The organism is Massilia sp. 05N420, from assembly GCF_056397205.1.
On sequence record NZ_JBFTMX010000005.1, the window covers coordinates 23,732 to 46,110 of the forward strand.

General features: G+C 65.1%; 24 protein-coding genes. 8 read left to right on the forward strand and 16 right to left on the reverse strand.

All coding sequences use genetic code 11. The annotated features are described in order from the left end of the window. Positions 1-360, reverse strand: a complete 360-nt coding sequence (locus tag AC1DIX_RS04080) for a hypothetical protein (protein WP_477322185.1) — start codon at positions 358-360, stop codon at positions 1-3. An 89-nt stretch (positions 361-449) separates the two neighbouring features. Between AC1DIX_RS04080 and AC1DIX_RS04085 the strand changes: the two genes are divergently transcribed. Continuing rightward, the gene (locus AC1DIX_RS04085; RefSeq protein ID WP_477322187.1) at positions 450-896 is read left to right on the forward strand and encodes an SRPBCC family protein; all 447 of its coding nucleotides are present in this window, start codon (positions 450-452) and stop codon (positions 894-896) included. Positions 897-947: 51 nt separating this feature from the next. Further along, the gene (locus tag AC1DIX_RS04090; protein WP_441934609.1) at positions 948-1,352 is read left to right on the forward strand and encodes a VOC family protein; all 405 of its coding nucleotides are present in this window, start codon (positions 948-950) and stop codon (positions 1,350-1,352) included. 124 nt (positions 1,353-1,476) lie between these two features. Here AC1DIX_RS04090 and AC1DIX_RS04095 read toward each other — a convergent pair whose 3' ends face one another. Together AC1DIX_RS04095 and AC1DIX_RS04100 are read right to left on the reverse strand one after the other, a co-directional pair. After that, complete coding sequence (locus AC1DIX_RS04095) at positions 1,477-1,821, reverse strand: antibiotic biosynthesis monooxygenase family protein (RefSeq protein WP_477250834.1); 345 nt, start codon at positions 1,819-1,821, stop codon at positions 1,477-1,479. Beyond that, the gene (locus AC1DIX_RS04100) at positions 1,818-2,147 is read right to left on the reverse strand and encodes an NIPSNAP family protein (RefSeq protein WP_441934605.1); all 330 of its coding nucleotides are present in this window, start codon (positions 2,145-2,147) and stop codon (positions 1,818-1,820) included. Before AC1DIX_RS04100 ends, AC1DIX_RS04095 begins: the two co-directional genes overlap by 4 nt. A gap of 78 nt (positions 2,148-2,225) precedes the next feature. Here AC1DIX_RS04100 and AC1DIX_RS04105 point away from each other — a divergent pair, with 78 nt between their 5' ends. Further along, positions 2,226-2,903, forward strand: coding sequence for an ArsR/SmtB family transcription factor (locus AC1DIX_RS04105; protein WP_477322190.1), 678 nt, complete (start codon positions 2,226-2,228; stop codon positions 2,901-2,903). A 12-nt stretch (positions 2,904-2,915) separates the two neighbouring features. Here AC1DIX_RS04105 and AC1DIX_RS04110 read toward each other — a convergent pair whose 3' ends face one another. Both AC1DIX_RS04110 and AC1DIX_RS04115 read right to left on the reverse strand, forming a co-directional pair. Next, positions 2,916-3,275, reverse strand: a complete 360-nt coding sequence (locus AC1DIX_RS04110; RefSeq protein ID WP_477322192.1) for a hypothetical protein — start codon at positions 3,273-3,275, stop codon at positions 2,916-2,918. Positions 3,276-3,450: 175 nt separating this feature from the next. Beyond that, complete coding sequence (locus tag AC1DIX_RS04115) at positions 3,451-4,404, reverse strand: gamma-glutamyl-gamma-aminobutyrate hydrolase family protein (protein ID WP_477322194.1); 954 nt, start codon at positions 4,402-4,404, stop codon at positions 3,451-3,453. Between the two features lie 240 nt (positions 4,405-4,644). Here AC1DIX_RS04115 and AC1DIX_RS04120 point away from each other — a divergent pair, with 240 nt between their 5' ends. Then, positions 4,645-6,645 carry a DNA topoisomerase IV subunit B gene (locus AC1DIX_RS04120; protein ID WP_441934597.1) on the forward strand — a complete coding sequence of 667 codons (2,001 nt, stop codon included), beginning with the start codon at positions 4,645-4,647 and terminating at the stop codon, positions 6,643-6,645. Positions 6,646-6,702: 57 nt separating this feature from the next. Beyond that, positions 6,703-9,036, forward strand: a complete 2,334-nt coding sequence (gene parC, locus AC1DIX_RS04125; protein WP_477322196.1) for a DNA topoisomerase IV subunit A — start codon at positions 6,703-6,705, stop codon at positions 9,034-9,036. Positions 9,037-9,096: 60 nt separating this feature from the next. Here the strand turns inward: parC and AC1DIX_RS04130 are convergent, their stop codons facing one another. The 7 genes from AC1DIX_RS04130 to AC1DIX_RS04160 form a co-directional block, all read right to left on the reverse strand. After that, positions 9,097-9,846: a DsbC family protein gene (locus AC1DIX_RS04130; RefSeq protein ID WP_477322198.1), complete on the reverse strand. Its 750-nt coding sequence runs from the start codon at positions 9,844-9,846 to the stop codon at positions 9,097-9,099. A gap of 22 nt (positions 9,847-9,868) precedes the next feature. Further along, on the reverse strand, positions 9,869-10,645 hold the full coding sequence (locus AC1DIX_RS04135) for a lipase secretion chaperone (protein WP_441934591.1): 777 nt from the start codon (positions 10,643-10,645) through the stop codon (positions 9,869-9,871). Positions 10,646-10,649: 4 nt separating this feature from the next. Then, on the reverse strand, positions 10,650-11,171 hold the full coding sequence (locus tag AC1DIX_RS04140; protein WP_477322200.1) for a nuclear transport factor 2 family protein: 522 nt from the start codon (positions 11,169-11,171) through the stop codon (positions 10,650-10,652). Positions 11,172-11,269: 98 nt separating this feature from the next. Continuing rightward, complete coding sequence (locus tag AC1DIX_RS04145) at positions 11,270-12,208, reverse strand: hypothetical protein (protein WP_477322202.1); 939 nt, start codon at positions 12,206-12,208, stop codon at positions 11,270-11,272. Between the two features lie 609 nt (positions 12,209-12,817). Continuing rightward, on the reverse strand, positions 12,818-13,444 hold the full coding sequence (locus AC1DIX_RS04150) for a hypothetical protein (protein WP_441934585.1): 627 nt from the start codon (positions 13,442-13,444) through the stop codon (positions 12,818-12,820). Between the two features lie 153 nt (positions 13,445-13,597). Continuing rightward, on the reverse strand, positions 13,598-14,185 hold the full coding sequence (locus AC1DIX_RS04155; RefSeq protein ID WP_477322204.1) for a hypothetical protein: 588 nt from the start codon (positions 14,183-14,185) through the stop codon (positions 13,598-13,600). Positions 14,186-14,283: 98 nt separating this feature from the next. Next, positions 14,284-15,708 (reverse strand): IgA Peptidase M64, encoded by a 1,425-nt coding sequence (locus AC1DIX_RS04160; protein WP_477322206.1) that lies wholly within the window; start codon positions 15,706-15,708, stop codon positions 14,284-14,286. 135 nt (positions 15,709-15,843) lie between these two features. On the opposite strand from AC1DIX_RS04160, the gene AC1DIX_RS04165 reads away from it, so the two are divergent. Beyond that, positions 15,844-16,878 carry an alpha/beta hydrolase gene (locus AC1DIX_RS04165; protein WP_477322208.1) on the forward strand — a complete coding sequence of 345 codons (1,035 nt, stop codon included), beginning with the start codon at positions 15,844-15,846 and terminating at the stop codon, positions 16,876-16,878. 2 nt (positions 16,879-16,880) lie between these two features. Here the strand turns inward: AC1DIX_RS04165 and AC1DIX_RS04170 are convergent, their stop codons facing one another. The 4 genes from AC1DIX_RS04170 to AC1DIX_RS04185 all read right to left on the reverse strand — a co-directional run bounded on the left by AC1DIX_RS04170 (position 16,881) and on the right by AC1DIX_RS04185 (position 20,110). After that, positions 16,881-17,567, reverse strand: coding sequence for a hypothetical protein (locus AC1DIX_RS04170; RefSeq protein WP_477250839.1), 687 nt, complete (start codon positions 17,565-17,567; stop codon positions 16,881-16,883). A gap of 62 nt (positions 17,568-17,629) precedes the next feature. After that, entirely contained in the window at positions 17,630-18,874 is a 1,245-nt protein-coding gene (locus AC1DIX_RS04175; RefSeq protein ID WP_441934576.1) for a cyanophycinase, read from the reverse strand. Positions 18,875-18,949: 75 nt separating this feature from the next. Further along, positions 18,950-19,393: a GNAT family N-acetyltransferase gene (locus tag AC1DIX_RS04180; RefSeq protein ID WP_441934574.1), complete on the reverse strand. Its 444-nt coding sequence runs from the start codon at positions 19,391-19,393 to the stop codon at positions 18,950-18,952. Positions 19,394-19,489: 96 nt separating this feature from the next. After that, a complete protein-coding gene (locus tag AC1DIX_RS04185; RefSeq protein ID WP_477322210.1) occupies positions 19,490-20,110 on the reverse strand; it encodes a hypothetical protein in 621 nt (206 codons plus the stop codon). Between the two features lie 149 nt (positions 20,111-20,259). Between AC1DIX_RS04185 and argH the strand changes: the two genes are divergently transcribed. Next, entirely contained in the window at positions 20,260-21,657 is a 1,398-nt protein-coding gene (gene argH, locus AC1DIX_RS04190; protein ID WP_477322212.1) for an argininosuccinate lyase, read from the forward strand. A gap of 472 nt (positions 21,658-22,129) precedes the next feature. Next, positions 22,130-22,372: a hypothetical protein gene (locus tag AC1DIX_RS04195; RefSeq protein ID WP_441934565.1), complete on the forward strand. Its 243-nt coding sequence runs from the start codon at positions 22,130-22,132 to the stop codon at positions 22,370-22,372. Positions 22,373-22,379: the final 7 nt, after the last annotated feature.

Below are 22,379 nucleotides of genomic sequence, written 5' to 3' on the forward strand. Positions count from 1 at the left end.
CTATCCCAGCGTACCGGGCCGCCTTTCAAGGGCGTCCGGCAAGGCCGCATACCAGTCCGCGTATGGCGTGTTCGCCACCATCCTGCGATTGAAATCCGGCGCGCCGTCCGTCCACCACACCGGTCCGCGTTCGCCCAGTGCGCGCTTGGCTTCGTCGACGTCGCGGCGGGCGCCGCGTTCGGCCGCCACGTCGCCGACCTTCTTCGCGACGCCGACCTGGCGGCGCGCCTTCATCAGCCTGTCGACCCATTCCTGCCTGAGTTCCGGCGCCAGCGCAGGATTGCTCGTGCGCCAAAGCCGGCCATCGACGACGAAATAACGTCCATCCGGCGTCACGGGATATTGTCGGGAGCTGGACATGGACTTACTCTAGCATGTCGAATCTGCCGGGCCTCGTTCGTCGTACCATCGGAGGGATGTCCTCTGCCACCAACGATAAGGAAGCTATCATGACCACCAACACCGTCGAGCTGCACCGTGTCCTGAAATCCAGCGCCGACCGCGTCTACCGCGCCTTCACCACCGCCGCCGCCTTCGCCAAATGGCTGCCGCCGCATGGCTTCATCGGCACCGTCCACGAGATGGACGTCCGGGTCGGCGGCCGCTACCGGATGTCCTTCACCAATTTCACTACCGGCCACAGCCATACCTTCGGCGGCGAATACCTGGAACTCGCGCCGGGCCAGCGCCTGCGCTACTCGGCCGAATTCGACGATCCGAACCTGCCTGGCCGGATGCAGACCACGGTGCAGCTGCGCGAAGTGTTCTGCGGCGTCGAGGTCAAGATCCGCCAGGAAGGGATTCCGGCCATGATTCCGGCGGAAGCCTGCTATCTGGGCTGGCAGGAGTCGCTGGAACTGCTGGCGAAGCTGGTCGAGGCCGAGATCAGGGACTGAGCCGACGGGCCGCGCTATGATGTGGGCCTTCGCTCATCAAAGGAGACATGCATGCTGAATCACGTGATGCTCGGGTCGAACGACCTGGAACGCTCGAAACGCTTCTACGATGCCGTGCTCGGCACGCTCGGTGCCGGCGAGCCCTTCCGCGACACCGCCGGCAGCGGCCATACGCGGCTCTTCTACCGCCACAACGGCAGCACCTTCTGCATTACCGAGCCCATCAACGGCGAAGACGCCACCTTTGCCAACGGCGGCACCATCGGCTTCAAATGCGATTCGCCGGAACAGGTGCAGAAGTTCCATGACACCGCGGTCGCGCAGGGCGGCACCTCGATCGAAGAGCCGCCGGGCTTGCGCGAAGGCAGCATCGGGAAGATGTATCTCGCTTACGTCCGCGATCCCGACGGCCACAAGCTCTGCGCCATCTATCGTCCTAAGAACCTTTCCCGGTAGGCGGGGGGAAGCTCATGACGATGCATTGCAAGTGCGGGCAAGGCGCGAGGAGGCCGCATGGCGAGCCATGCAACGACGAGCAACGCAGCACCCGCTTGCCAGGCGCGTCAGGAGCGACTCCGGCCTACTGGGATAGGTTCCAGGTAAGCGACGGCGCCTGCTCGCGGTCGTGCAGGCCATAGTCGCGCACGACCTCGGCCACGCGCAGGCGGTAGCCGCGGAACACGCCCTGCCGCCCGCGCGCCTGCGCTTCCCGGTGCGCGGCCTGGGTGCGCCAGCGCCGCACCGCCTCCTCGTCGCGCCAGAACGACAGAGACAGTAGCCTGCCCGGCCGGCTCAGGGATTCGAAGCGCTCGACGGAGATGAAGCCGTCGATGGCCTCCAGTTCGGCGCGCAGCGCGGCTGCGGTACCGAGATATTCCTGGCGGTGCGCCGGGTCCGGATCGACTTCGAAGATCACGGCGATCATCGCTGCGGCTCCGACTGGAAAGTGCCTTCCACCAGTTCAGTGAAACTGCGTTCCTCGCGCAGGATGAATCTGCTTTCGCGCGCGAAAGTGAAGTTGGCACACGCTTCCTCGTCCTGCCTCAGGCGAGCGCGGTAGGCCTCGTAGGCGGCCAGGCTGTCGAAGCCGACCAGGCCCCAAGCCTCGTAATTCGTGCCCTCGTGCGGCAGGAAGTAGCCGAGCAGGCGTCCGCCCAGCCGAGGAATGATGCGGCCCCAGTTTTCCGCGTAGCGGCGGAAGGCCTCTTTCTGGATGGGGTCGATTTCGTAACGGATGAAGCAGGTAATCATGGTGATGTGGACTCCTTGTGATGGACAGGGCCACTCTAGTCCTTTGCCATCCCCCGATGCTTCGGTTAGCATCGAAGCATGAGGGACGGACCGAACATCACGAATATCGCCGCCATGATCGGCGACCATGCGCGCGCCGAAGTGCTCACCGTTCTGATGAGCGGCATGGCGCTGACCGCGACCGAACTGGCGGACGCCGCCGGCGTCACGCGCCAGACCATCAGCGGCCACCTGGCCAAGCTGCAGGATGCCGGCCTGCTGTCCGTCGAGGCGCAGGGCCGGCACCGCTACTTCCGCATCGCCGATGCCGAGGTCGCGCAATTGCTGGAATCACTGATGGGCGTGGCCTTCGGCACCGGCGCCGTGCGGATGCGCTCCAGTCCGCGCGAGCCGGCGCTGCGCAAGGCCAGGGTTTGCTACGACCACCTGGCCGGCGAGCTGGGCGTGCTGATCTACGAGCACCTGGCGCAGCGCGGCGCTTTTTCTCTCGGCGCCGATGGCATCAATCTGACCGATGCGGGCCGCGGCGCGGTGCGCGCCCTCGGCATCGATCTCGACAGGCTGCCGGCATCGCGCCGGCCCTTCTGCCGCACCTGCCTGGACTGGAGCGAGCGCCGCCATCACCTGGCCGGCCAGCTCGGCACGCTACTCCTCGACCGTTTCCAGCAACTGGGCTGGGCCGGGCGCGTGCCGGACTCGCGCGTGCTGGCTTTCACGCCGGACGGCGAAGCGGCCTTGCGCACCTGGCTGGACTGAACTCCCGCCGGCTCAGGTGGCCAGCGCCGGGGTCTTGAACATCCCCGGACGCAGGATGCGCGACAACAGCGGCCGCCTGGCTGGCGCCGGCATGCGGCTGTCGACCAGGTCTTCCCACTTCACGCGCAGCTGCTCGCAGGTGGCGCGCAGCACCGGCTCGGCGTCCGGCAGGCGCGCCAGGGCATCGAGGTGGCGCTCGATCACGGCAGCCAGTTTGACGCAGGGACCTTCGTCGTCGGGATTGCGCGGGTCGCGCTTGGCGCTGCGGATCGTGTACTGCGACATCAGGTGCAGCAGGGCCGCGATCAAGAGGGCGTGGCGGGTGCTGGGGGTGCCGGATGCGGGGGTGTCGTCCAAAAAATCGTCGTCCATTGGGCCTCCTTGTTTTCATGAGAATGATTCTCATTTAGATTATGGAGGCAGTTTGATGGCTGTGCAAGCGAAATACCTCGTTGCCGCGCATGATCTCGTCGTCCCCGCGAAGGCGGGGACGACGGTAACAATAGCGGGAACGACGGTGGTCAATCGCAGGGACGACGGTAGTTATTTAAAGCCGCGTCTCGCGCGCAGCCCGCAAAAACTCATCCAGCACCGGCGTACAATCCAGCAGCTCCGTCCCCTTCGCCCGGTGGAACTCCGGATGCCACTGCAGCCCCATCACAAAGGGTGCGCGCTGGTAGCGGATCGCTTCGACGATCCCGTCCGGGTCCGACATCGCCTCGACGTGGATGTCGCGGCCCAGGTCCTTGACGGCCTGGTGGTGGATGGAATTCACGATCGGGCGCTTCTGGTCGGGGAACATCTTGCCCAGCGAGGAACCGTGCGGGAAGACGATGGCGTGGCGGTGGGCGTCGTAGTCTTCGTGCACGTGGGCCAGGGCATCGGGGACATTGGTGGCGACGTCCTGGTAGAGGGTGCCGCCGAAGGCGACGTTGATCAGCTGGCAACCGCGGCAGATGCCGAGCACCGGCTTGCCGGCGTCGACGAACTCGTGCAGCAGCTCCAGTTCATATACATCGCGCGCGCGGTCGCCGTTCCATTCGGGCCTGGTGGGCGTTTCGGAATAGGTCATCGGCGAGACGTCCGCCCCGCCCTGCAGCACCAGCCCGTCCAGGTGGCGCGCGTAATGGCGCATGGTGATGTTGCTGGGGTGGAGCAAACCACCGGTGTTCACGGTCGGCACCATGAAGACCAGCACATCGCGCGACATCACCCATTGCGCGATCGACTCTTCGAGGTATTGCAGGTTCTTGCTGCGCAGGCCGACGGCGCCCGGTTCCGGATGAAAGATGCGGGCGGAAACGCCGATGCGCAGGGTGCGCCGCATGAAGTCGCGGCTGAAGCGGTCGCTGAGGGCGCGCCAGCGCGAACGCAACACGCGGCCGGCCAGATTCAAGGGTGTATCGCCCTGCCGCAGGTAGCGCGACGCATTTCCAGACGCGCGCCGGTCAGGCACGCGCGGCGCCCCCGCAGTTTCACGGTCTTCATTGTCCTCTGCCATGAACTCACTATAGCCCTGCCATAGGCGCGCACGATTCCCATTTACAGAATCTCACATCCAGCACTTGCAAACTTCGGCGCAACAGGCAAAAATACTGTATTTCCATACAGTGTTGCGTTAGCCACTCTTCCCAAAAAGCGCGTAAGCACCGACACTGGCGCCTTTTGCCGCGTCGTTTGGCGTTCTCATTTCCGCCCGACAAGATAGAATGCGCAGGCATTCGACATACAACTATCCAGCATGGCCACCAAGAAAACTGCAACCGACTACAGCGAATCATCCATCCGGGTCCTGAAGGGACTGGAGCCCGTCAAGCAGCGTCCGGGCATGTACACGCGCACCGAGAACCCGCTGCACATCATCCAGGAAGTGATCGACAACGCCTCGGACGAGGCGCTGGGTGGTCACTGCAAGAACATCGCCGTGACGATGAACACGGACGGCTCGATCACGGTCGAGGACGACGGCCGCGGCATCCCGGTCGGCATCCACCCCGAGGAAGGCGTCTCCACCGTCGAGATCGTGTTTACGCGCCTGCACGCGGGCGGCAAGTTCGACAAGGGTTCGGGCGGCGCTTACGCCTTCTCGGGCGGCCTGCACGGCGTCGGCGTGTCGGTCACCAACGCGCTGTCGAAGCGCCTCGAAATCACCGTCTGGCGCAAGGACGAGCAAGGCAACGGCGTGCACCAGCTGGCCTTCGAGCACGGCGACGTGGTCGAGCCGCTGAGCTCCAACCCGGCCGAGCGCGGCGGCAAGAAGAACGGCACCCGCGTCACCGCCTGGCCGGACGGCAAGTACTTCGACTCCCCGACGATCCCGATGGCCGAGCTGCAGCGCCTGCTGCGTTCGAAGGCCGTGCTGCTGCCGGGCGTCACCGTCACCCTCACCAACGAAAAGACCGGCGATACGCAAACCTGGCGCTACGACGAAGGCCTGCGCGGCTACCTGCTTGAAGCGCTGGCCCAGACCGTGGGCCAGGGCCAGACCGTGATCCCGCTGTTCGAAGGCGCGCAATATGCGGCTGCAGGGGATGAGGGCTTCGCGGAAGGCGAAGGCGCGGCCTGGGTCGTGGCCTGGACCGAGGAAGGCGCCGTGGTGCGCGAATCCTATGTCAACCTGATCCCGACGGTCAGCGGCGGCACCCACGAATCCGGCCTGCGCGACGGCCTGTTCGGCGCAGTGAAGAGCTTCGTCGAGATGCACTCGCTGCTGCCGAAGGGCGTCAAGCTGCTGCCGGAAGACGTGTTCGCGCGCGTCTCGTTCGTGCTGTCGGCGAAGGTGCTGGATCCGCAGTTCCAGGGCCAGACCAAGGAGCGCCTGAACTCGCGCGACGCCGTGAAACTGGTGTCGACCTTCACCCGTCCGCCGCTCGAGCTGTGGCTGAACCAGCACGTCGACTACGGCAAGAAGCTGGCCGAACTGGTCATCAAGCAGGCGCAATCCCGCCTGCGTTCGCTGCAGAAGGTCGAGAAGAAGAAGTCCTCGGGCGTGGCCGTCCTGCCGGGCAAGCTGACCGATTGCGAATCGACCGACATCACCCGCAACGAACTGTTCCTGGTCGAGGGCGATTCCGCGGGCGGCTCGGCCAAGATGGGCCGCGACAAGGAATTCCAGGCCATCCTGCCGCTGCGCGGCAAGGTGCTGAACACCTGGGAGACCGACCGCGACCGCCTGTTCGCCAACAACGAGATCCACGACATCGCGGTGGCGATCGGCGTCGACCCGCACAGCGCGGACGATACGCCGGACCTGTCCGGCCTGCGCTACGGGAAGATCTGCATCCTTTCCGATGCGGACGTCGACGGCTCGCACATCCAGGTGCTGCTGCTCACTTTGTTCTTCAAGCATTTCCCGGCCCTGTTCAAGAACGGCCACGTGTGTGTCGCGCGTCCGCCGCTGTACCGTGTCGACGTGCCGGCGCGCGGCAAGAAGCCGATCCAGAAGCTGTACGCGCTGGACGACGGCGAACTGCTGGCGATCGAGGACAAGCTCAAGAAGGAAGGCCTGAAGGAAGGCGTGTGGAGCATCTCCCGCTTCAAGGGTCTCGGCGAGATGAACGCCGAACAGCTGTGGGAAACCACGATGAACCCGGATACCCGCCGCCTGCTGCCGGTGGCCTTCGGCGACTACAACCTGGCCGAATCGTCGGCGCGCTTCAATATGCTGATGGGTAAAGGCGAAGCCGCCGCCCGCCGCGCATGGCTGGAAGAGCACGGTAACGAGACGGAAGCGGACATTTGATGCGCACGTAATGCGTGGGCACGGCGTGCCCACGCACCGAATACGAATAGATAGAACATGAGCCAAGCAAGCCTCTTCGAACAACAACACGAGCCGGCCGGCATTGATGCCGAAACGCTCACCCTTTCCACTTTCGCCGAGCGCGCCTACCTGGACTACGCGGTCTCGGTCGTCAAGGGCCGCGCGCTGCCGGACGTGTCCGACGGCCAGAAACCGGTCCAGCGCCGCATCCTCTACTCGATGAACGAACTGGGCCTGGGCCCGACGGCGAAGCCGCGCAAATCGGCGACCGTGGTCGGCGACGTGCTCGGTAAGCTCCACCCGCACGGCGACCAGTCCGTGTACGATGCGCTGGTGCGCATGGCCCAGGACTTCTCGCTGCGCTATCCGCTGATCGACGGCCAGGGCAACTTCGGCTCGCGCGACGGTGACGGCGCGGCGGCAATGCGCTACACCGAAGCGCGCCTGACGCCGGTATCGCGCCTGCTGCTCGACGAGATCGACATGGGCACGGTCGACTTCCAGCCGAACTACGACGGCTCCAGCGAAGAGCCGCGCACCCTGCCGGCCCGCCTGCCGATGCTGCTGCTGAACGGCGCCTCCGGCATCGCGGTCGGCATGGCCACCGAGATCCCCTCGCACAACCTGCGCGAAGTGGCGGCGGCCGCGGTGGCGATGATCCGCAACCCGAAGATCACCCACGCCGAGCTGATGACGCTGGTGCAGGGCCCCGACTACCCGGGCGGCGCCCAGATCATCACCCCGGCCTCGAACATCGCCGACATCTACACCACCGGCCGTGGCTCGCTGAAGGTACGCGCACGCTGGAAGATCGAGGAACTGGCGCGCGGCCAGTGGCAGGCGGTGGTCACCGAACTGCCCCCGGGCGTGTCGTCCCAGCGCGTGCTGGAAGAGATCGAAGAACTGACCAACCCGAAGATCAAGGCCGGCAAGAAGACCCTGCTGCCCGAGCAGCTGGCGCTGAAGCAGACCATCCTCGGTGCGCTGGATGCCGTGCGCGACGAATCGGGCCGCGAGGCCCCGGTGCGCCTGGTGTTCGAGCCGAAGTCGAAGAACCAGGACCAGGCCGAGTTCATGCTGATGCTGCTGGCGCATACCTCGCTGGAGACCTCGGCCCCGATCAACCTGGTGATGATCGGCGGCGACGGCCGTCCGCGCCAGAAGGGCCTGACCGAAATCCTGCAGGAGTGGATCGACTACCGCTTCGTGACGGTGCGCCGCCGCACCGAGTTCAAGCTCGGCAAGGTCAACGACCGCATCCACATCCTGGAAGGCCGCGAGACCGTCCTGCTGAACATCGACGAGGTCATCGCCATCATCCGCAACTCGGACGAGCCGAAGGCCGCGCTGATCGAGCGCTTCCGCCTGTCGGAGCGCCAGGCCGAGGACATCCTCGAGATCCGCCTGCGCCAGCTGGCGCGCCTGGAAGCGATCAAGATCCAGCAGGAGCTGGCCGAGCTGCGTGGCGAGAAGGAAAAGCTGGAAGACATCCTGAACAATCCGTCTTCCATGAAGCGCCTGATCATCCGCGAGATCGAAGCCGACTCGAAACAGTACGGCGACGACCGCCGCACCCTGATCGAGGAAGCGCAGAAGGCCGTGGCCGAACAGAAGATCGTCGACGAGCCGGTGACGGTGATCGTCTCCGAAAAGGGCTGGGTGCGCGCGCGCACCGGCATCGGCCACGATCCGGCGCAGTTCACCTTCAAGGCCGGCGACTCGCTCGGCTACGCCTTCGAATGCCGCACCATCGACAACCTGCTGTGCATCGGCGACAACGGCAAGGCCTACTCCGTGCCGGTGGCGGCGCTGCCGGGTGCGCGCGGCGACGGCGTGCCCATCACGACCCTGGTCGACCTGTCGGGCGGCGGACGCATCCTCTACTACTTCGCCGGCAATGCCGAGACGCGCCTGCTGCTGTCGACCACCGCGGGCTTCGGCTTCATCGCCAAGGCCGGCGACATGGCGACCCGCCTGAAGGGCGGCAAGTCCTTCATCACGCTGGACGACGGCGCCGTGCCGCTGGCCCCGCGCGTGGTGCCGGATACCGCCGGCGCGGTGGCCTGCCTGTCCGAGAAGGGCCGCGTGCTGGTGTTCGGCATCGACGAGATGAAGGTGCTGACCAACGGCGGCCGCGGCGTGACCCTGATGGAGCTGGAACCGAAGGAATCCCTGCTCGCAGCCCAGCCGATCAACCAGAAAGGCCTGAACGTGATCGGCACCTGGGCCGGCGACAAACCGCGCACCGTGGAGCTGTTCGCATCGGGCCTGGAGCCGCACTTCGGCAAGCGGGCACGCAAGGGCAAGCCGCTGTCGGCCAAGCTGAAGGCGAAAGACCTGTCGATGCGTACGACCGGCGACGGCCAATAAAAAAGTGACGCCCGTCGCTACCCCGGCGGGCGTCACGAACAGAATGGCATCCGACCGACTTTACGGTTTCGTCCCTTTGCGCAGGCGCGCTTCCAATGTCGCCGTGTCGAAGCCACTGCCGCTGCGCGATCCATCGGCAAAATAGATCGTCGGCGTGCCCTGCACGTGCAGCTTGCGGCCCAGTGCCAGCACCTGTTCCCCGGGCGCGATGCAGCCGGCCGGGGCGGCCGGCGGCGCCTTCGTTTCCAGCATCCACTGCTGCCAGGCCTGCGAGCGGTCGGTCGCGCACCAGATATTCTTGGACTTGGCCGCCGAGTCTTCCGACAGGATATTCAACAGGAAGGTATAGACGGTCACGTTGTCGATGCCGCGCAGCGTTTCGTGCAGCTTGCGGCAGTAAGGACAGTTCGGATCCTCGAACACCGCCATCACCCGCTCGCCATTGCCTTTCACGGTCTTGATCGCCATCTCCAGTGGCAGGTCGGCAAAATGGATCGCCGCCAGCTCGTCGGTGCGCGCGCGCGTCAGGTCCTGCAGCGTCCCCAGGTCGACCACCTTCCCGACGAACATGTAGCGCGCGTTCGCATCGGTATAGAAGATGTCGCCGCCGGTGCGGATCTCATACAGACCGCCATACGGCGTCTTCTCCACCACGTCCACCTTCACGTTGTTGCCCATGCGCGGCTCCACCAGCTTGTGGACGCGCGCCTCGTCCGGCGTTTCGGTGTGCGGGCGGGCTGCTGCGTTTGCCGCTCCTGCGGCGAGCGCCATCGCCGCGGCGATTCTCGCCATCGTCGTCATCGTTTTCATCGTCTCCATTCCATCGCTTCCCTCATGTTCCGGCGCCGCCGCCCATGCCCGCGATGAGCTGCGCGGCGCAGAGCCGCGCGCCCTCCTCGCGGCGCTGCTCCAGCACGGCGCCGTGCAGGCGCCGTGCCTGCAGTTCGTTCGAATCCACTTCGGCCGACCCGGCCGGCGCGTGCATCCTGCGCCAGTCCGCCAGGGCGGTGTCGCAATCGGCATCCTCGGCCGCAAACCATGCCTGCGCCACGGCCGTGCCCAGCATCCGTTCGCGCAACTGCGTGCGCTGCCGCAGCCAGTCTTCCATCTGTCCGACCTGGGCAGCATCCAGGGCGCCCTCGCCGGGCGGCGCGATGCGCAGCTGCGCACGCAAGCCCTGCTCGGCATCCAGGTAGCGCAGGTAGTCGCCGACCAGGCCTTCCGCCTGCGCCAGCGCCGGCTGCTTCAGGCCTTGGCGCAGGTAGGCGCGCAGTTCGGCGGCGCCTGCCTGGCGTGCGCCGCCCTTGGTCTTCACGACGTAGGAATCGATCAGCTGCCGCAGCGGCAGGCCGATGATGAGGCGGCCGCCGGCATCCACCAGCGACGGCTCGCCCGGCGCCGCCTCGCGGGAGGCGCTGCCGGGGCTGGGCGCCGGCGCGGCAAGGGCGCCGGGGCCGATCGCGCCATCCCAGGCCGATGCGGCCGCGGGCGCCGGCCTGGCGGGAGGCGCGTCGCCGCCCTGCAGCCAGAACGCCGCCGTCACCCCGATGAAAATGCCGGCCACACAGACCGTGCCGAATCCGAGTTTGCTGTCCAGCAGGAAGGCCATGGCGTCACATCTTCTTGCGCAGCGACTGGTCGCTGGGCGCGACCGCTCCCGGTACCATCGCGGCGCCAGCGCCGGCCGGCGCGGCGTAACGCACCGTCGCCTTCCACTCGCTGCCGCTGCGCTTCCAGGTGTCGACCACAAAAAAGGACTGTGGCGCGGCCCCGTCCGCGATCGTCCACAGGAAGCTGACCAGCATTACGTCGCCGTACTCGTGCACCGCCATCTGCTCGATCGACGACCTGGACACGGGCGCGCGCAGCGATTCGCGCAAGGCTTCGGCGCGCGCGGTCGGTACGCCCGGCGCGGCGGCGCTGCGGATTTCGAAGTCGTCCGCCAGCAGCCGGCCCAGGGCCTCGGCGTCGCGACGCTGCAGCGCCTCGAGCCAGGCGTTTTCGAGTTTGGTGAAAGTGAGGACGTTGCGCGTCGGCGTCACCGCCCCGCCGCGCCCGTTCGGGGCGACCTGGCCGGCCGCGAACGCGCCGCCGAAGGTGGCCAGCAGGCCCAGGAGAATCAGGAATCGTTTCATATGCCTCGACAGGAGAATGAAAAAGCTGGCGCCCACCAATGCCGCGGCGGGCGCCACATCGTCAGGATAGCGTCAGACCAGGTCCGACGCCGCCCTGCTTAGGGATAGTGCTGGACGCACTTCTGGGTGCTGGCGATCAGCCAGTTCTGCTGGATCAGGTACTTCATGGTGCCGAAAGTCTGGTTGTACTTGGCGCCGTTCGATGCCAGCGAGGTGGTGCCGAAGTTCCACGCGCACTTGTCGCCGTTTTCCTTGCCGTCGTAGCTCGAGTACCATGCGTTCAAGTTCGGATCGGTGACCGTTTCCTCCAGCTCGTGCGCCAGCACGCTGGCGGCGCCGTCCGCGCCCGGGGTGTTGTTCGGGCTCGGGCTGGTCGCGCCGCAGGCCGAGGCGCACTGGGTTTCAGCGTTGCCGACGAAGGCATACTTGATGTCCTTGCCGCCAATCGAGGTGTGGTCATGCCAGCCACAGTACTGGGTGCAGAAGCCCGAAGTCGCGGTGGTCGAGTGGTCGGTCAGCACGACGTAGACGCCATTCGGATCGGATGGCAGCTTGCCCGAGGTGATCGCATCCGACACGATCGAGGCAATGTTCGCATCGGTCAACTGGGTGCCGTAGGTGCCGGTATTGGTGGTGCTGCCGGCCAGCGTCACGCTGTTCTGCACGTGCACGTTCGCGCTGTTGTAGTAGGTCGTGTTGATGTTGAAGTAGGGCGAACCGCCGATGTGCTGGCCGAGGTTGGTCAGCACGTTCTGCGATGCCGCATCCCACTGCGAGCCGTACCAGATGTAGTACATATTGGTCGGCGCCACCATCACCGGGCCGCCGTGCAGGGTCAGATTGGAAATGCCGGCGCTGCGCGAGGCACCGCCTGCCTGCCCGTTCGAGTGCTGCATCGCGACATTGTCCAGCTCCCCCCAGCCTTTGCCGGTCGGCTTGAACTGGGAATTCGGCGTTTCCTTGACGGTTTGTGCGTGCGCAGCGAAAGCACATGCCAGGCCTGCCGCGAGCAGGCTGAGTTGACGGCTGAATTGCATTTTTTCTCCGTTTCGATCTTTATTGAAATAATGGCGTCCCGGTTGGGACGGTCTCCAACCCCGCCAGCCAGGGCTGTTGGCCCTGGCCGTGACGGTTTATCCAAACGACAGGCCGACCTACGGACGTGCGCCGGCCTGGCGCTCGAATGCCTTGCAAACCCGCCTGGGTAAACAGGCGGATGCGCGAAACTTTGTGTGACGGAGGTGCTAGCGCGGCGGCAGCGGAACGTGCGCGCGCGAATGGGAAAGCGGAAGGGAAATGCGGTAAGGCCGAGCTGGGGAACGCAACACGATACGACTCCTCCTGTTGAACCGGCGACTGAAATGTTAAAAATCCAGTCTACGAGACAAGTGATGAGCTCGCAACAAGCGCAACATTACGGTTTTGTAATGTTACAAAAAACAACAATCAAAATAAAATCTGATGTAAATCAATGTTGTAGATCAATGGAATCATGTATTCCGTTCACGCGTACGCGCGCAGCGTCTGACTTGCAGACGGGCAAATGTGAAATTTTAATGAAGGAAAGAACGCCGTCGCGGCTGCGCCGGCGTAGGGTCGCGCCGCCCGGACCGGCGTCCGGACGGGGTCTGGCGGAGAATGAAGGATTACTTGGCAGCGTCCTTGTGCGCGTCAGCCACGGCCTTGGCGGTCTTCTCGGCAGCCTTGTTCTGTGCCTTGGCCTTGTCGGCATTCGCGTCCACGATCTTCTTCTGGGCCTTTTCGTCGGCCTTGATCATGGTTTCCTGCGCGTCGGCATGGGCTTCGGCGATTTTCTTCTCGGCCTTGGCCGATGCCTTGGCCTTGTGTTCCGGGTCGGCCTTCGTCACTTTGTCGTTGGCGTCGGCGATCTTCTTCTCAGCCTTGTGCTGGGCCTTGGCCTTTTTCTCGTTGGCCTTCTGGGTAGCCTTCGAGATCTTCTCGTCCTGCTTCGCGATTTCCTTGGATTCCTTCTCGTTCGCCTTGGCGATGTCCTTGTCGGCCTTGGCGTCGCCGGTCGAGGCGGCGGTCTGGCCCATGCCACTGGTGCCGTGGGCCGGCGAGGTGGTGCCGACCACGGTGGTGCCGGGTGCTGGGGTCACGCCGTTGGCGGTGGCCGGGGTCATGCCGGTAGCGGTGCTGGTGGCGGTGCTGTTGGTCGGGGTACCGGTCGAGCTGGTGCTCTGCGACTGGGTCTGAGCGTACACCGAGGTGGCGAACAGGCCGGCGATCAGGGTGGCGAGCAGTTTATTCATGGGGTTTCTCCTATTCCGTATATGGTGAGACGACGCAGTTGCGTCATGGCTTTTTATTAATTCGAGTTAACAGAATAGGCCTTGGGCCGTATTGACTCTGTACGACAGCGCACACAGCCCAAGGAAGTGTTGTTAAAGTTGTTACGAAAGATCTCAGCGGTTTTCGGTGTCGCCGCCAGCCTCTCGGTTGGCTGCCTTGCGCCTGGATTTTTCCTTGACCTCGGCGCGCTTCTCGCGGCCTGCCTCGACCGAATGCACGGTCTTCAGGCGCGAGCCCGGCGGCTCCTTGACCTTGGTCGTGTTCGACTTGCGGACTTCCATCTCGGCCTTGGTACCGGCCTTGCCGCGCCCGCCGGTCGCCTTGGCGTCCTTGGCCGTGCTGTTCGGCGCCGTCGTGTTGGTCGCCTGGGCGTTGACGTTGTCCGCCTTCTCCGGCGAGACGCCGATCACGGCGGTGCTCTTGCTGGTGACCTGGCCGGCGCTGTTGACGCCTGCCGCCTGCTCGCCGGTAACGCCATGCGCGCTGCCGGTGGTCGCGGTACCGTCGGTGTGCAGGCCGGTGCCGGAGACGCCGGCAGCGGTCGAGTTATGGCCCGACACCGCCTGGCCGATCGGCGCCGTGTTGGCGCTGCTGCCGGCCTGCTCGCGCGGCTGGGGTTTGACTTGCGGCTGGGATTGAACCTGGGCCTGGGCGGATGCCGCCAGCAAGCCGCAGATGATGGTGGCGAGGAATGTTTTCATGTTGAGTCCCGTTGCTTTAGGTAAGCAACGAGCATAGGAGCCGGCGCCCCCGCCATCTGTTCGGCAGCGCACGATTCGGCGCGATGCCGCTCCAACGCTTATTTCGCCGGGCGCGCGTACAGGTCGATGATCTCGCTGATCCCGTCCTGGCACACCGGGCAGAACTGCTCGCTGCGGTCGAACATGATGCATTGCATGGCCGGACGATAATAGCCGCTGGCCTCATAGTTCGCGCCCTCGAAGGCGCCGATCGCGTTGCGGTACTGCGCCTTCGAGAACAGTTCCTTCGTGTGCACCAGGTCTTCCCTGAACAGGGCGCTCATCTCGGATTCCGGACGGTTCGCCGCCCGCAGCGCCGCGCGCCGCTTCTGGTACTCGCGCGAATAGGCCTCGTACTCTTCCTTCGGCCACGGGGTCGGCAGCGGCGTGCCGGCCTGCACGTGTTTCTTCCATTTCAGCTTGCCCGGATCGCGCAAGGCGGTCGCGTTCGGCTCCCACGGCTCCATGCGCGCGCCGCTCGACTGGTAGGCCACCGGCGAGGTGTAGTACTCGTCGGCCAGGCCGGCGAAATGGTGGCCGAACTCGTGCACGAACAGGTAATTGGCCCAGTCGTTGCTGGCCGCCGCCGTGCTGAACTGGCCGAAGATCCCGCCGCCGCCATAGGTATCGTTGTTGACCAGGATCTCGATGAACTCGTAGGGCGCGTACTGGGCGATGTCGCGCAGCGCGCGGTTGTCCAGGGTCAGCACATAGCGCTCGCTGCCGAAGATGTCGTAGCGCGTGCCCAGCGCCGATGCGTGGTGCACGCCGGTCGAGGGCCGCGTGATGCCCGATTCCTGGGTCGGCACCGCCATCGCCCAGACGTTGAAGTCACTGGCGCGTTCCTTGAACGGCGACACTTCGAACAGGTGCTTCGACAGGCGCCGCGCATCGTCCTCGAACTTCTTCATGTCCTTCTGGGTATAGCCGTCTCCCAGGATCAGCAGGTCGACCTTCTGCGGCGACGGCCCGCTGACCTTGATCGGGATCGGTTTCGCCGGCGCCGGCGGCTGGCTGCGCACCACGTCCTGGGCCTTGGTATCGACCTCGACGCTCCACGCCACCGAAAACTCGTTGCGCTCGTCGCGCTTCAGGATGCGCACGGCTACCTTCCGGTCGGGCTGGGGGAAGCGCACCGATTCATGGAATCCACGGCTGAGCTTGTTCGCCTCCTCGGTCGTCTTCCATTCACCGAACACGGTGGAAAAGTCACGCGAGTACAGCAGGTCGCCGGTCCTGGCATCGGCCACTTCGAGGCGGTTGTTGCCGCGATTGGTGTTGTCGAAGGGCTGGGACATGTCGCCCGGCCAGGGCAGCGGCTCGATCAGCACGCGCTCGATGGCGTATTGCTCGGACAGGGCGTTGCCGCTGTGGGTGTAGTCGAGGCGGACGGTGGCGGGTTGCTGGGCCGTGGCGGCGCCGGCGGCGGCGCTACAGGCGAGGGCAAACAGGGTGGACAGCAGACGTTTCGAAGCGGGGGACATGGTCTTCCTTGCAGCTGAGAATCATCGAATTGTAAACCTGTCTATCCACTGCGGCATGCCCTCCTGTCATTTAACGCAGGATGACCCGGCCCGATTTCTCGGCAAGAATGGCCAGCACGCTTACTGGAGAACACGATGCCGCGCCACTTCCTCGCCCTTGCCGCCCTCTCCTTGCTGTTCTTTCACCAGGCGGCCCATGCGCAAGCCTGCATCACGCCCGGCCAGGCCATCGACGAAAAAGGCTTCGTGCCCATCGGCGGCATCGAACAATGGGTGAGGATCAAGGGCAGCAGCTGCGCCAACCCGATCGTCCTGATCGTGCACGGCGGGCCGGGCAATTCGACCACGCCGTGGGCCGATAAGGTCTACAAGGGGTGGGAAAAGGACTTCACCATCGTCCAATGGGACCAGCGCGGTGCCGGCAAGACCTTCGGGCGCAATCCGATGAAGGATGAAGAGCCGCTGGTGGTCGAGCGCCTGCGCGACGACGGCGTCGAGGTGGCGCGCCATGCGGCGCGGCGCTTCGGCAAGCGGAAGGTGATCCTGATGGGCGGATCCTGGTCCTCGGTGCTGGGCGTGTATATGGCCAAGTCGAATCCGGAGATGTTCTGCGGTTTCGTCAGCAGCGCCCAGGTGGTCGGCAACGCGGTCTCGCAGCGCGGCAGCTACGAYGCCACGCTGGCACTGGCGCGCGCGGCCGGGGATGCGGATTCGGTCGGCAAGCTGGATGCGATCGGGGCGCCGCCCTGGACCGACCCGCGCAGCCCCGGCATCATCCGCCGGATCATGCGCAAGTACGAAGCCCTGGGCACGGAGCCGGCGCCCAAGGCCTGGTGGACGCCGGACCCGGCATATGCGACGCCGAAGGACGAAGCCGATTACACGGCCGGCGAGGATTACTCATGGCTCCAGTTCGTCGGCCTGAAAGGCGACGGCATCTCGTCGAAGATCGATTTATACAAGCTGGGGCCGAAGTTCGCGCTGCCCGTCTACATGGTGCAGGGCGAGCAGGACCTGCTGACCATGCCGGAACCCAGCAAGCGCTACTTCGACTTCATCCAGGCCCCGCACAAGGAATACGTGCTGGTGCCGCGCGCCGGGCACGATCCGAATCCGCCGATGGTCGATGCCCAGTACCGGCTGCTGAAGAAGATCGGCGACTGCCGCTGAGATCAGCTTCCGGACTTGCCGGCGTGGCCGCTGTCGTTTTCGGCCACCACGGTTTTCAGCACCTTGTTCAGCGACGCCAGGTTGTTGTCGAGGTTGTCGTAGGCCGCCACCATCCGCGCCGCCAGCTGGTAGATTTCCTGCGGATTCGCCGTGCCCATCTCGGCCTTGCTGAAGGTGTCCAGGAGACGCGGGGCATCGAGGAACATCAGTGCGCCGCTATAGGTGTAGGTGCTGGTGTCGCGGATCGCCCCGTAGGCGCCCGCATAATTTTCGAGCGCTTCGCGGGGCAGCCAGGTGACGGCCTGGTTGGCGACCGCCGCCTCCCATGCCTCGCGGTGCAGGGTGGGCGTGTCCAGGTCCAGGCGCATCATCTCCGCCCATTCTTTCTTGAAGCGTTGCATCAGTTCGGCATCGTCGGTCTTCGCGCGTATCCCCGCCAGCAGCTGGTCGCGGGCCTGGTGGAGTTGCTGCCGCTTCTTCTCGTTGTGCTCGAGCGCGGCATCCACTTCCTTGATCGTGCGGCGCAGCTCGGCATTCATTTTGGCGCTGGCTTCATGCGCGAGGTGGCGGTGGTGCATGGCCTCGAAGCCCTGCTCGAGCGCGAGCGCGGTCAGGATACTGATGACGATCATCACGTACTCGCCGCCGAACTCCTTGAATTTCTTCGCTTTGGGGACTTCGAAGTGCATAAAAAAGTGATATGGAATAGATGACAAAGCAACAATCTATCCCAATATTTTCTTTTATGCAATTATTGCGGCGACTTGTATTGGTAGAGCGGCCGCCGGATCAGGATCGGCCGGATGTCGAGCCGCAGGTTGTAGATCGAGTAGGCATCGGTCGATGCCGACGAGTAGCCGACGCTGTCGGCGGCGCGGGTAAAGCGGAACTCGAAGCCGAGGTCGGGCTGGACGCCGTTCGGGCTGCCGAGCGTGATGCCGATGGCTTCCGGCTGGTCGCTGTCGATCAGCTTGCTCATCAGGTCGACGACGGTGGAGTTGCCGAGGATATCGGCGGTGAACAGGGGCTCGCGGTAATACGGCCGCGAGGGATCGAGCTTGCCGTCGGCCTTGTCTTCGGAGGGCGTGAATTCATGGGTGACGATGTTGAAGCGGTCGCCATTGTCGAGGTAGCTGACGCGGACGTTGCTGACGTTGAAGGCGCCCTCGCGCGCGTTGGCGGCGGACAGGTCGAGCACCAGCGCGCCCTTGTAGCCGATCACCTCGACGTCGCGGTTCGGCAACACCACCATGGCGGTGTCCTCGTCGATGCCCAGGCCCAGCTTGTAGCCCTTGGCCAGCATGGCCGGCAGCATGCGCGCGAAGCGGCCGCGCACCAGCAGGTGCTGGTCGATGAAGACGTCGTCGCCGACGAAGCCCAGCCCATCGGTGATTTCCTTGCCGTCCTCGATGCCCAGCTTGAGCGTGGCCAGCACGGCGCGCGGGCGGCCGAACATGGTGCTGCTCATGATGGCGGCGCCGGCGCTGGTGCCGGCGATCACGCCGCCGCGCCGGTACATGTCCCACAAGGCATCGAGCACGCGGGTATTGCTGCCGTCTTCATGACGCAGGGCGCTGGTGATGCGGATCTGGTCGCCGCCGGCGAAGAAGGCGCCGCCCGCGGAACGCACCAGCTCGGCCAGCTTGGGATCGTCGGCGGCAGCATGGTAATCGCTGCCTGCCAGCTTGACGGCCACCGGCACGAAAAAGGCCTTGGCGCCATAGCTGTTGAGGCGGTCGACCAGGAACTTGCCGGATTTTTCGGGATAGCCCGAGGCTGAGGCGAACACGGCAATGCGCGCATCCTTGCCGCCGGCCAGTTGCAGTATGCGCTCCCAGACCGGGGCATTCGCCGGACGCAGGTTGCCGCCGATGATGACCAGCGATCCCTTCGGGGGCGTGGCGTTGGAGGCGGCGCTTGCATCGGCGGCCGATGCGAACTGGACGCTGGCGAAGGCCAGCATGACGACGACGACACGCAGTGCGAGCCTTAACATGGACTCCCTTCCAATCTTGACCGTTGGAACAATCGTAAGCCTGATTGCAGAGGCCCGGCGCCGTGTTGAGCCGCGTTAGGTCAGATAAATGTTCGGGGAGTAACGCTCCATCACGGTTTCCGGGCGTTGCGGCGCAGTGAAACCGAAGCGCTCATACAAGCTGTGCGAATCCGTGGTGTTGAGCGTGAAGCGGCGCAGGCCCTGCAGGCTCGGATGCTCCAACACGATGCGGAGCAGCTGCTTGGCATAGCCCCGCCCGCGGTACTCGGGAACCACGAAGACGTCGCAGAGGTTGGCGAAGGTCGCATAGTCCGTGACCACCCGCGCGAAGGCGATCTGACGGCCGTCGAGGTAGCCGCCGAAGCACAGCGAATTCTCGATCGAGCTCTCGACCACCTTGCGCGAGATGCCCACGGCCCAGGTCGAGTTTTCGCTGAGGTAGCGATAAATCATCGGCACGTCCAGGCGCGTGCGATCGGTACTGACCTGGAAACTGGAGTCGTTGGTAGTAGTAATCATGGGACGGCGTCGATCGGCAACTCTGGTAAAAAAACCAATTCTAGCGCCGTTCGCGCCGCCAGGGTCGATTCAGCCAATCGTGCGCTGCCCCATCGTTCAATGACTGCTGAGGTAGCGGTCCGGCAACGGCAAACGTTCGTCTTCCGCGCGCCACAGCACGTTCACGACCCACCAGCGCTTGCCATCGTTGTAGAGCTGGATGCTGTTGATGCCGCGCTGGAAAGGCTTGGCGTCGCCGGCCGCGTGGCGCGATTCATAGGTACTGAACACGTGCACGATCTGGCCGAAGGTCTCGGTCGTGCGCGCCGCTTCCCTTTCGAAAAAGCCCATGCTGGCGAAGGCCTTGGTATTGCGCGCGATATAGTCTTCGACACCCATGCCGCGCAGGACGAAGCTGCCGTCCGGGCGCGCGCCGACGGCCATCAGGCGGCCTTCCGGTGCGAACAGCGAACGCATGCGATCCCAGTCGCGCGGCTTGCCGGCCGGGCCGGAAATCACGTCGTACAGTGCGGCGACGATGCCGTCCACGCTCTCGACGTCGGCGCTGCGCGCCTGGTAATTCGACGCCGGCACGGCCGGGGTAGCAGGTGCTGCCGGTGCCGCCGCAGCAGCAGGGGGCGCCGGTGTTGCCGGGGTCGCCGCCGTCTGCGCCTTGGCGCTGTAAATGCCGCCGACCGCTACCGCGATCGCCACCGCCACGAGTGTCCAACGCTTCATGCCTGTCTCCTTATCGTTATCAACAGGCACATCATCCCGCATTTCTTTCCTAAAGTCATCGCCCCAGCGTTGGGGGAAGGATTGGGGAAGCAAAGCGGTGCACAGTTTATAATCAGGGATCCAAGGAACTCCCACACCCCTCCTCCATCATGACCGCACAACTGTCCAAAAAAGCGGAAGCCTGGTCGGCCCGCTTCTCCGAACCCGTCTCCGATCTCGTCAAGCGCTATACGGCCTCCGTATTCTTCGACAAACGCCTGGCCCTGTTCGACATCCAGGGCTCGCTGGCCCACGCCGAGATGCTGGCCGCCCAAGGCATCATCAGCGAACAGGACCGCGCCGACATCGAGCGCGGCATGGCCCAGATCCGCAGCGAAATCGAAGCCGGCCAGTTCGAGTGGCTGCTCGACCTGGAGGACGTGCACCTGAACATCGAGAAGCGCCTGACCGAACTGGTCGGCGACGCCGGCAAGCGCCTGCACACCGGCCGCTCGCGCAACGACCAGGTGGCGACCGACATCCGCCTGTACATGCGCGCCGCCATCGACGACATCCTCGCCTTGCTGAAAGGCCTGCGCGGCGCCCTGACCGACCTGGCCGAACGCAACGCCGACACCATCATGCCGGGCTTCACCCACCTGCAGGTGGCGCAGCCGGTGACCTTCGGCCACCACCTGCTGGCCTATGTCGAGATGTTCGGCCGTGACGCCGAGCGCATGGCCGACACGCGCCGCCGCGTGAACCGCCTGCCGCTGGGTGCCGCCGCCCTGGCGGGCACCACCTTCCCGATCGACCGCCTGCGCGTGGCCAAGACCCTGGGCTTCGAGGACGTCAGCCACAACTCGCTCGATGCTGTGTCTGATCGCGATTTCGCGATCGAGTTCACGGCGGCCGCCTCGGTCTTGATGATGCACATCTCGCGCATGTCGGAAGAGCTGGTCACCTGGATGAGCCCGCGTGTCGGCTTCATCGACATCGCCGACCGCTTCTGCACCGGTTCGTCGATCATGCCGCAGAAGAAGAACCCGGACGTGCCGGAACTGGCGCGCGGCAAGACCGGCCGCGTCTACGGCCACCTGATGGGCCTGCTGACCCTGATGAAGGGCCAGCCGCTGGCCTACAACAAGGACAACCAGGAAGACAAGGAACCGCTGTTCGACACCGTCGACACCGTGCTGGACACCCTGCGCATCTTCACCGACATGGCTTCCGGCATCTCGGTCAAGGCCGAGAACATGCGCGCCGCCGCCCTGCAGGGCTATGCGACGGCCACCGACCTGGCCGACTACCTGGTCAAGAAGGGCCTGCCCTTCCGCGACGCCCACGAAGCCGTGGCGCATGCCGTGCGCGCCTGCGACGTGGCCGGTTGCGACCTGTCCGAGATGCCGCTGGAGCGCCTGAAGGAGTTCTCGCCGCTGATCGAACAGGACGTGTTCGCCGTGCTGACCCTGGAAGGCTCGGTGGCCGCGCGCGACCACGTCGGCGGCACCGCGCCGAACCAGGTCCGCAAAGCCATCGAACGCGTGCGCGGCCAGCTGGCCGACTGAGCAGGACCTTCAGCCGCCCCGCTTGCCGCGTCCGCACTGGAGGGCCGCCTTGCACAGGGCCTTCCAGCGTGACCGCTCGGCGATCCGGTCGAGCGGCGTCTGCCCGGCGCGGCGCACCTCCCTCAGCAGTTTGCGGTAATTTCGTCGCCGCGGCGCGTGCCGCCGGTGGCCTGGACTTCGCTGCCGATTTCTCCCTTGGTCAGTACCATGACCGGCACCACGCCGCAGGCGCGCACGATGGCGAATGGGACGGACGAGAGTCGAGAATGGAAGGTCAGCGCGCGGGACGCGCCAGGAACATCGCCGGGATGATCAGCGGGTCAGGCGGCCGACCGGAGGACGGTATCAGGCTGGTTCATTTTGTCGTCTCCTCTGGTGGTCATTGAAAGCCGTCAGTCTGGCATCCGTTCTTTCGAGCGTCAAGCCCGGTGCGGCCCCGCTAGAATCTACGGAAAGTTTGGGGGGAAAGCAGATGCACCGCTACAAAAACCTGGGCGGCGACTCCGGCGTGCTTGCCTACGACATCGACGCCGGCCAGATCATCGTGCAATTCAGGAATGGCGACCGCTACCTCTACACCGAGGACAGCGCCGGCGCCGCCAACGTCGCGAAAATGCAGGAACTGGCCATTGCCGGCCGCGGCCTGTCCGGCTTCATCAGCCAGCACGTGCACGACCGTTACGAACGCAAGGTAAACTCCGGGCGACTCTACTAAGAAAGCA

Excerpts from the sequence above, each read along its gene's own strand:
- AC1DIX_RS04080 (WP_477322185.1), bottom strand. The coding sequence starts at position 360 with ATGTCCAGCTCCCGACAATATCCCGTGACGCCGGATGGACGTTATTTC.
- AC1DIX_RS04085 (WP_477322187.1), top strand. The coding sequence starts at position 450 with ATGACCACCAACACCGTCGAGCTGCACCGTGTCCTGAAATCCAGCGCC.
- AC1DIX_RS04090 (WP_441934609.1), top strand. The coding sequence starts at position 948 with ATGCTGAATCACGTGATGCTCGGGTCGAACGACCTGGAACGCTCGAAA.
- AC1DIX_RS04095 (WP_477250834.1), bottom strand. The coding sequence starts at position 1,821 with ATGATCGCCGTGATCTTCGAAGTCGATCCGGACCCGGCGCACCGCCAG.
- AC1DIX_RS04100 (WP_441934605.1), bottom strand. The coding sequence starts at position 2,147 with ATGATTACCTGCTTCATCCGTTACGAAATCGACCCCATCCAGAAAGAG.
- AC1DIX_RS04105 (WP_477322190.1), top strand. The coding sequence starts at position 2,226 with ATGAGGGACGGACCGAACATCACGAATATCGCCGCCATGATCGGCGAC.
- AC1DIX_RS04110 (WP_477322192.1), bottom strand. The coding sequence starts at position 3,275 with ATGGACGACGATTTTTTGGACGACACCCCCGCATCCGGCACCCCCAGC.
- AC1DIX_RS04115 (WP_477322194.1), bottom strand. The coding sequence starts at position 4,404 with ATGGCAGAGGACAATGAAGACCGTGAAACTGCGGGGGCGCCGCGCGTG.
- AC1DIX_RS04120 (WP_441934597.1), top strand. The coding sequence starts at position 4,645 with ATGGCCACCAAGAAAACTGCAACCGACTACAGCGAATCATCCATCCGG.
- parC (WP_477322196.1), top strand. The coding sequence starts at position 6,703 with ATGAGCCAAGCAAGCCTCTTCGAACAACAACACGAGCCGGCCGGCATT.
- AC1DIX_RS04130 (WP_477322198.1), bottom strand. The coding sequence starts at position 9,846 with ATGAAAACGATGACGACGATGGCGAGAATCGCCGCGGCGATGGCGCTC.
- AC1DIX_RS04135 (WP_441934591.1), bottom strand. The coding sequence starts at position 10,645 with ATGGCCTTCCTGCTGGACAGCAAACTCGGATTCGGCACGGTCTGTGTG.
- AC1DIX_RS04140 (WP_477322200.1), bottom strand. The coding sequence starts at position 11,171 with ATGAAACGATTCCTGATTCTCCTGGGCCTGCTGGCCACCTTCGGCGGC.
- AC1DIX_RS04145 (WP_477322202.1), bottom strand. The coding sequence starts at position 12,208 with ATGCAATTCAGCCGTCAACTCAGCCTGCTCGCGGCAGGCCTGGCATGT.
- AC1DIX_RS04150 (WP_441934585.1), bottom strand. The coding sequence starts at position 13,444 with ATGAATAAACTGCTCGCCACCCTGATCGCCGGCCTGTTCGCCACCTCG.
- AC1DIX_RS04155 (WP_477322204.1), bottom strand. The coding sequence starts at position 14,185 with ATGAAAACATTCCTCGCCACCATCATCTGCGGCTTGCTGGCGGCATCC.
- AC1DIX_RS04160 (WP_477322206.1), bottom strand. The coding sequence starts at position 15,708 with ATGTCCCCCGCTTCGAAACGTCTGCTGTCCACCCTGTTTGCCCTCGCC.
- AC1DIX_RS04170 (WP_477250839.1), bottom strand. The coding sequence starts at position 17,567 with ATGCACTTCGAAGTCCCCAAAGCGAAGAAATTCAAGGAGTTCGGCGGC.
- AC1DIX_RS04175 (WP_441934576.1), bottom strand. The coding sequence starts at position 18,874 with ATGTTAAGGCTCGCACTGCGTGTCGTCGTCGTCATGCTGGCCTTCGCC.
- AC1DIX_RS04180 (WP_441934574.1), bottom strand. The coding sequence starts at position 19,393 with ATGATTACTACTACCAACGACTCCAGTTTCCAGGTCAGTACCGATCGC.
- AC1DIX_RS04185 (WP_477322210.1), bottom strand. The coding sequence starts at position 20,110 with ATGAAGCGTTGGACACTCGTGGCGGTGGCGATCGCGGTAGCGGTCGGC.
- argH (WP_477322212.1), top strand. The coding sequence starts at position 20,260 with ATGACCGCACAACTGTCCAAAAAAGCGGAAGCCTGGTCGGCCCGCTTC.
- AC1DIX_RS04195 (WP_441934565.1), top strand. The coding sequence starts at position 22,130 with ATGCACCGCTACAAAAACCTGGGCGGCGACTCCGGCGTGCTTGCCTAC.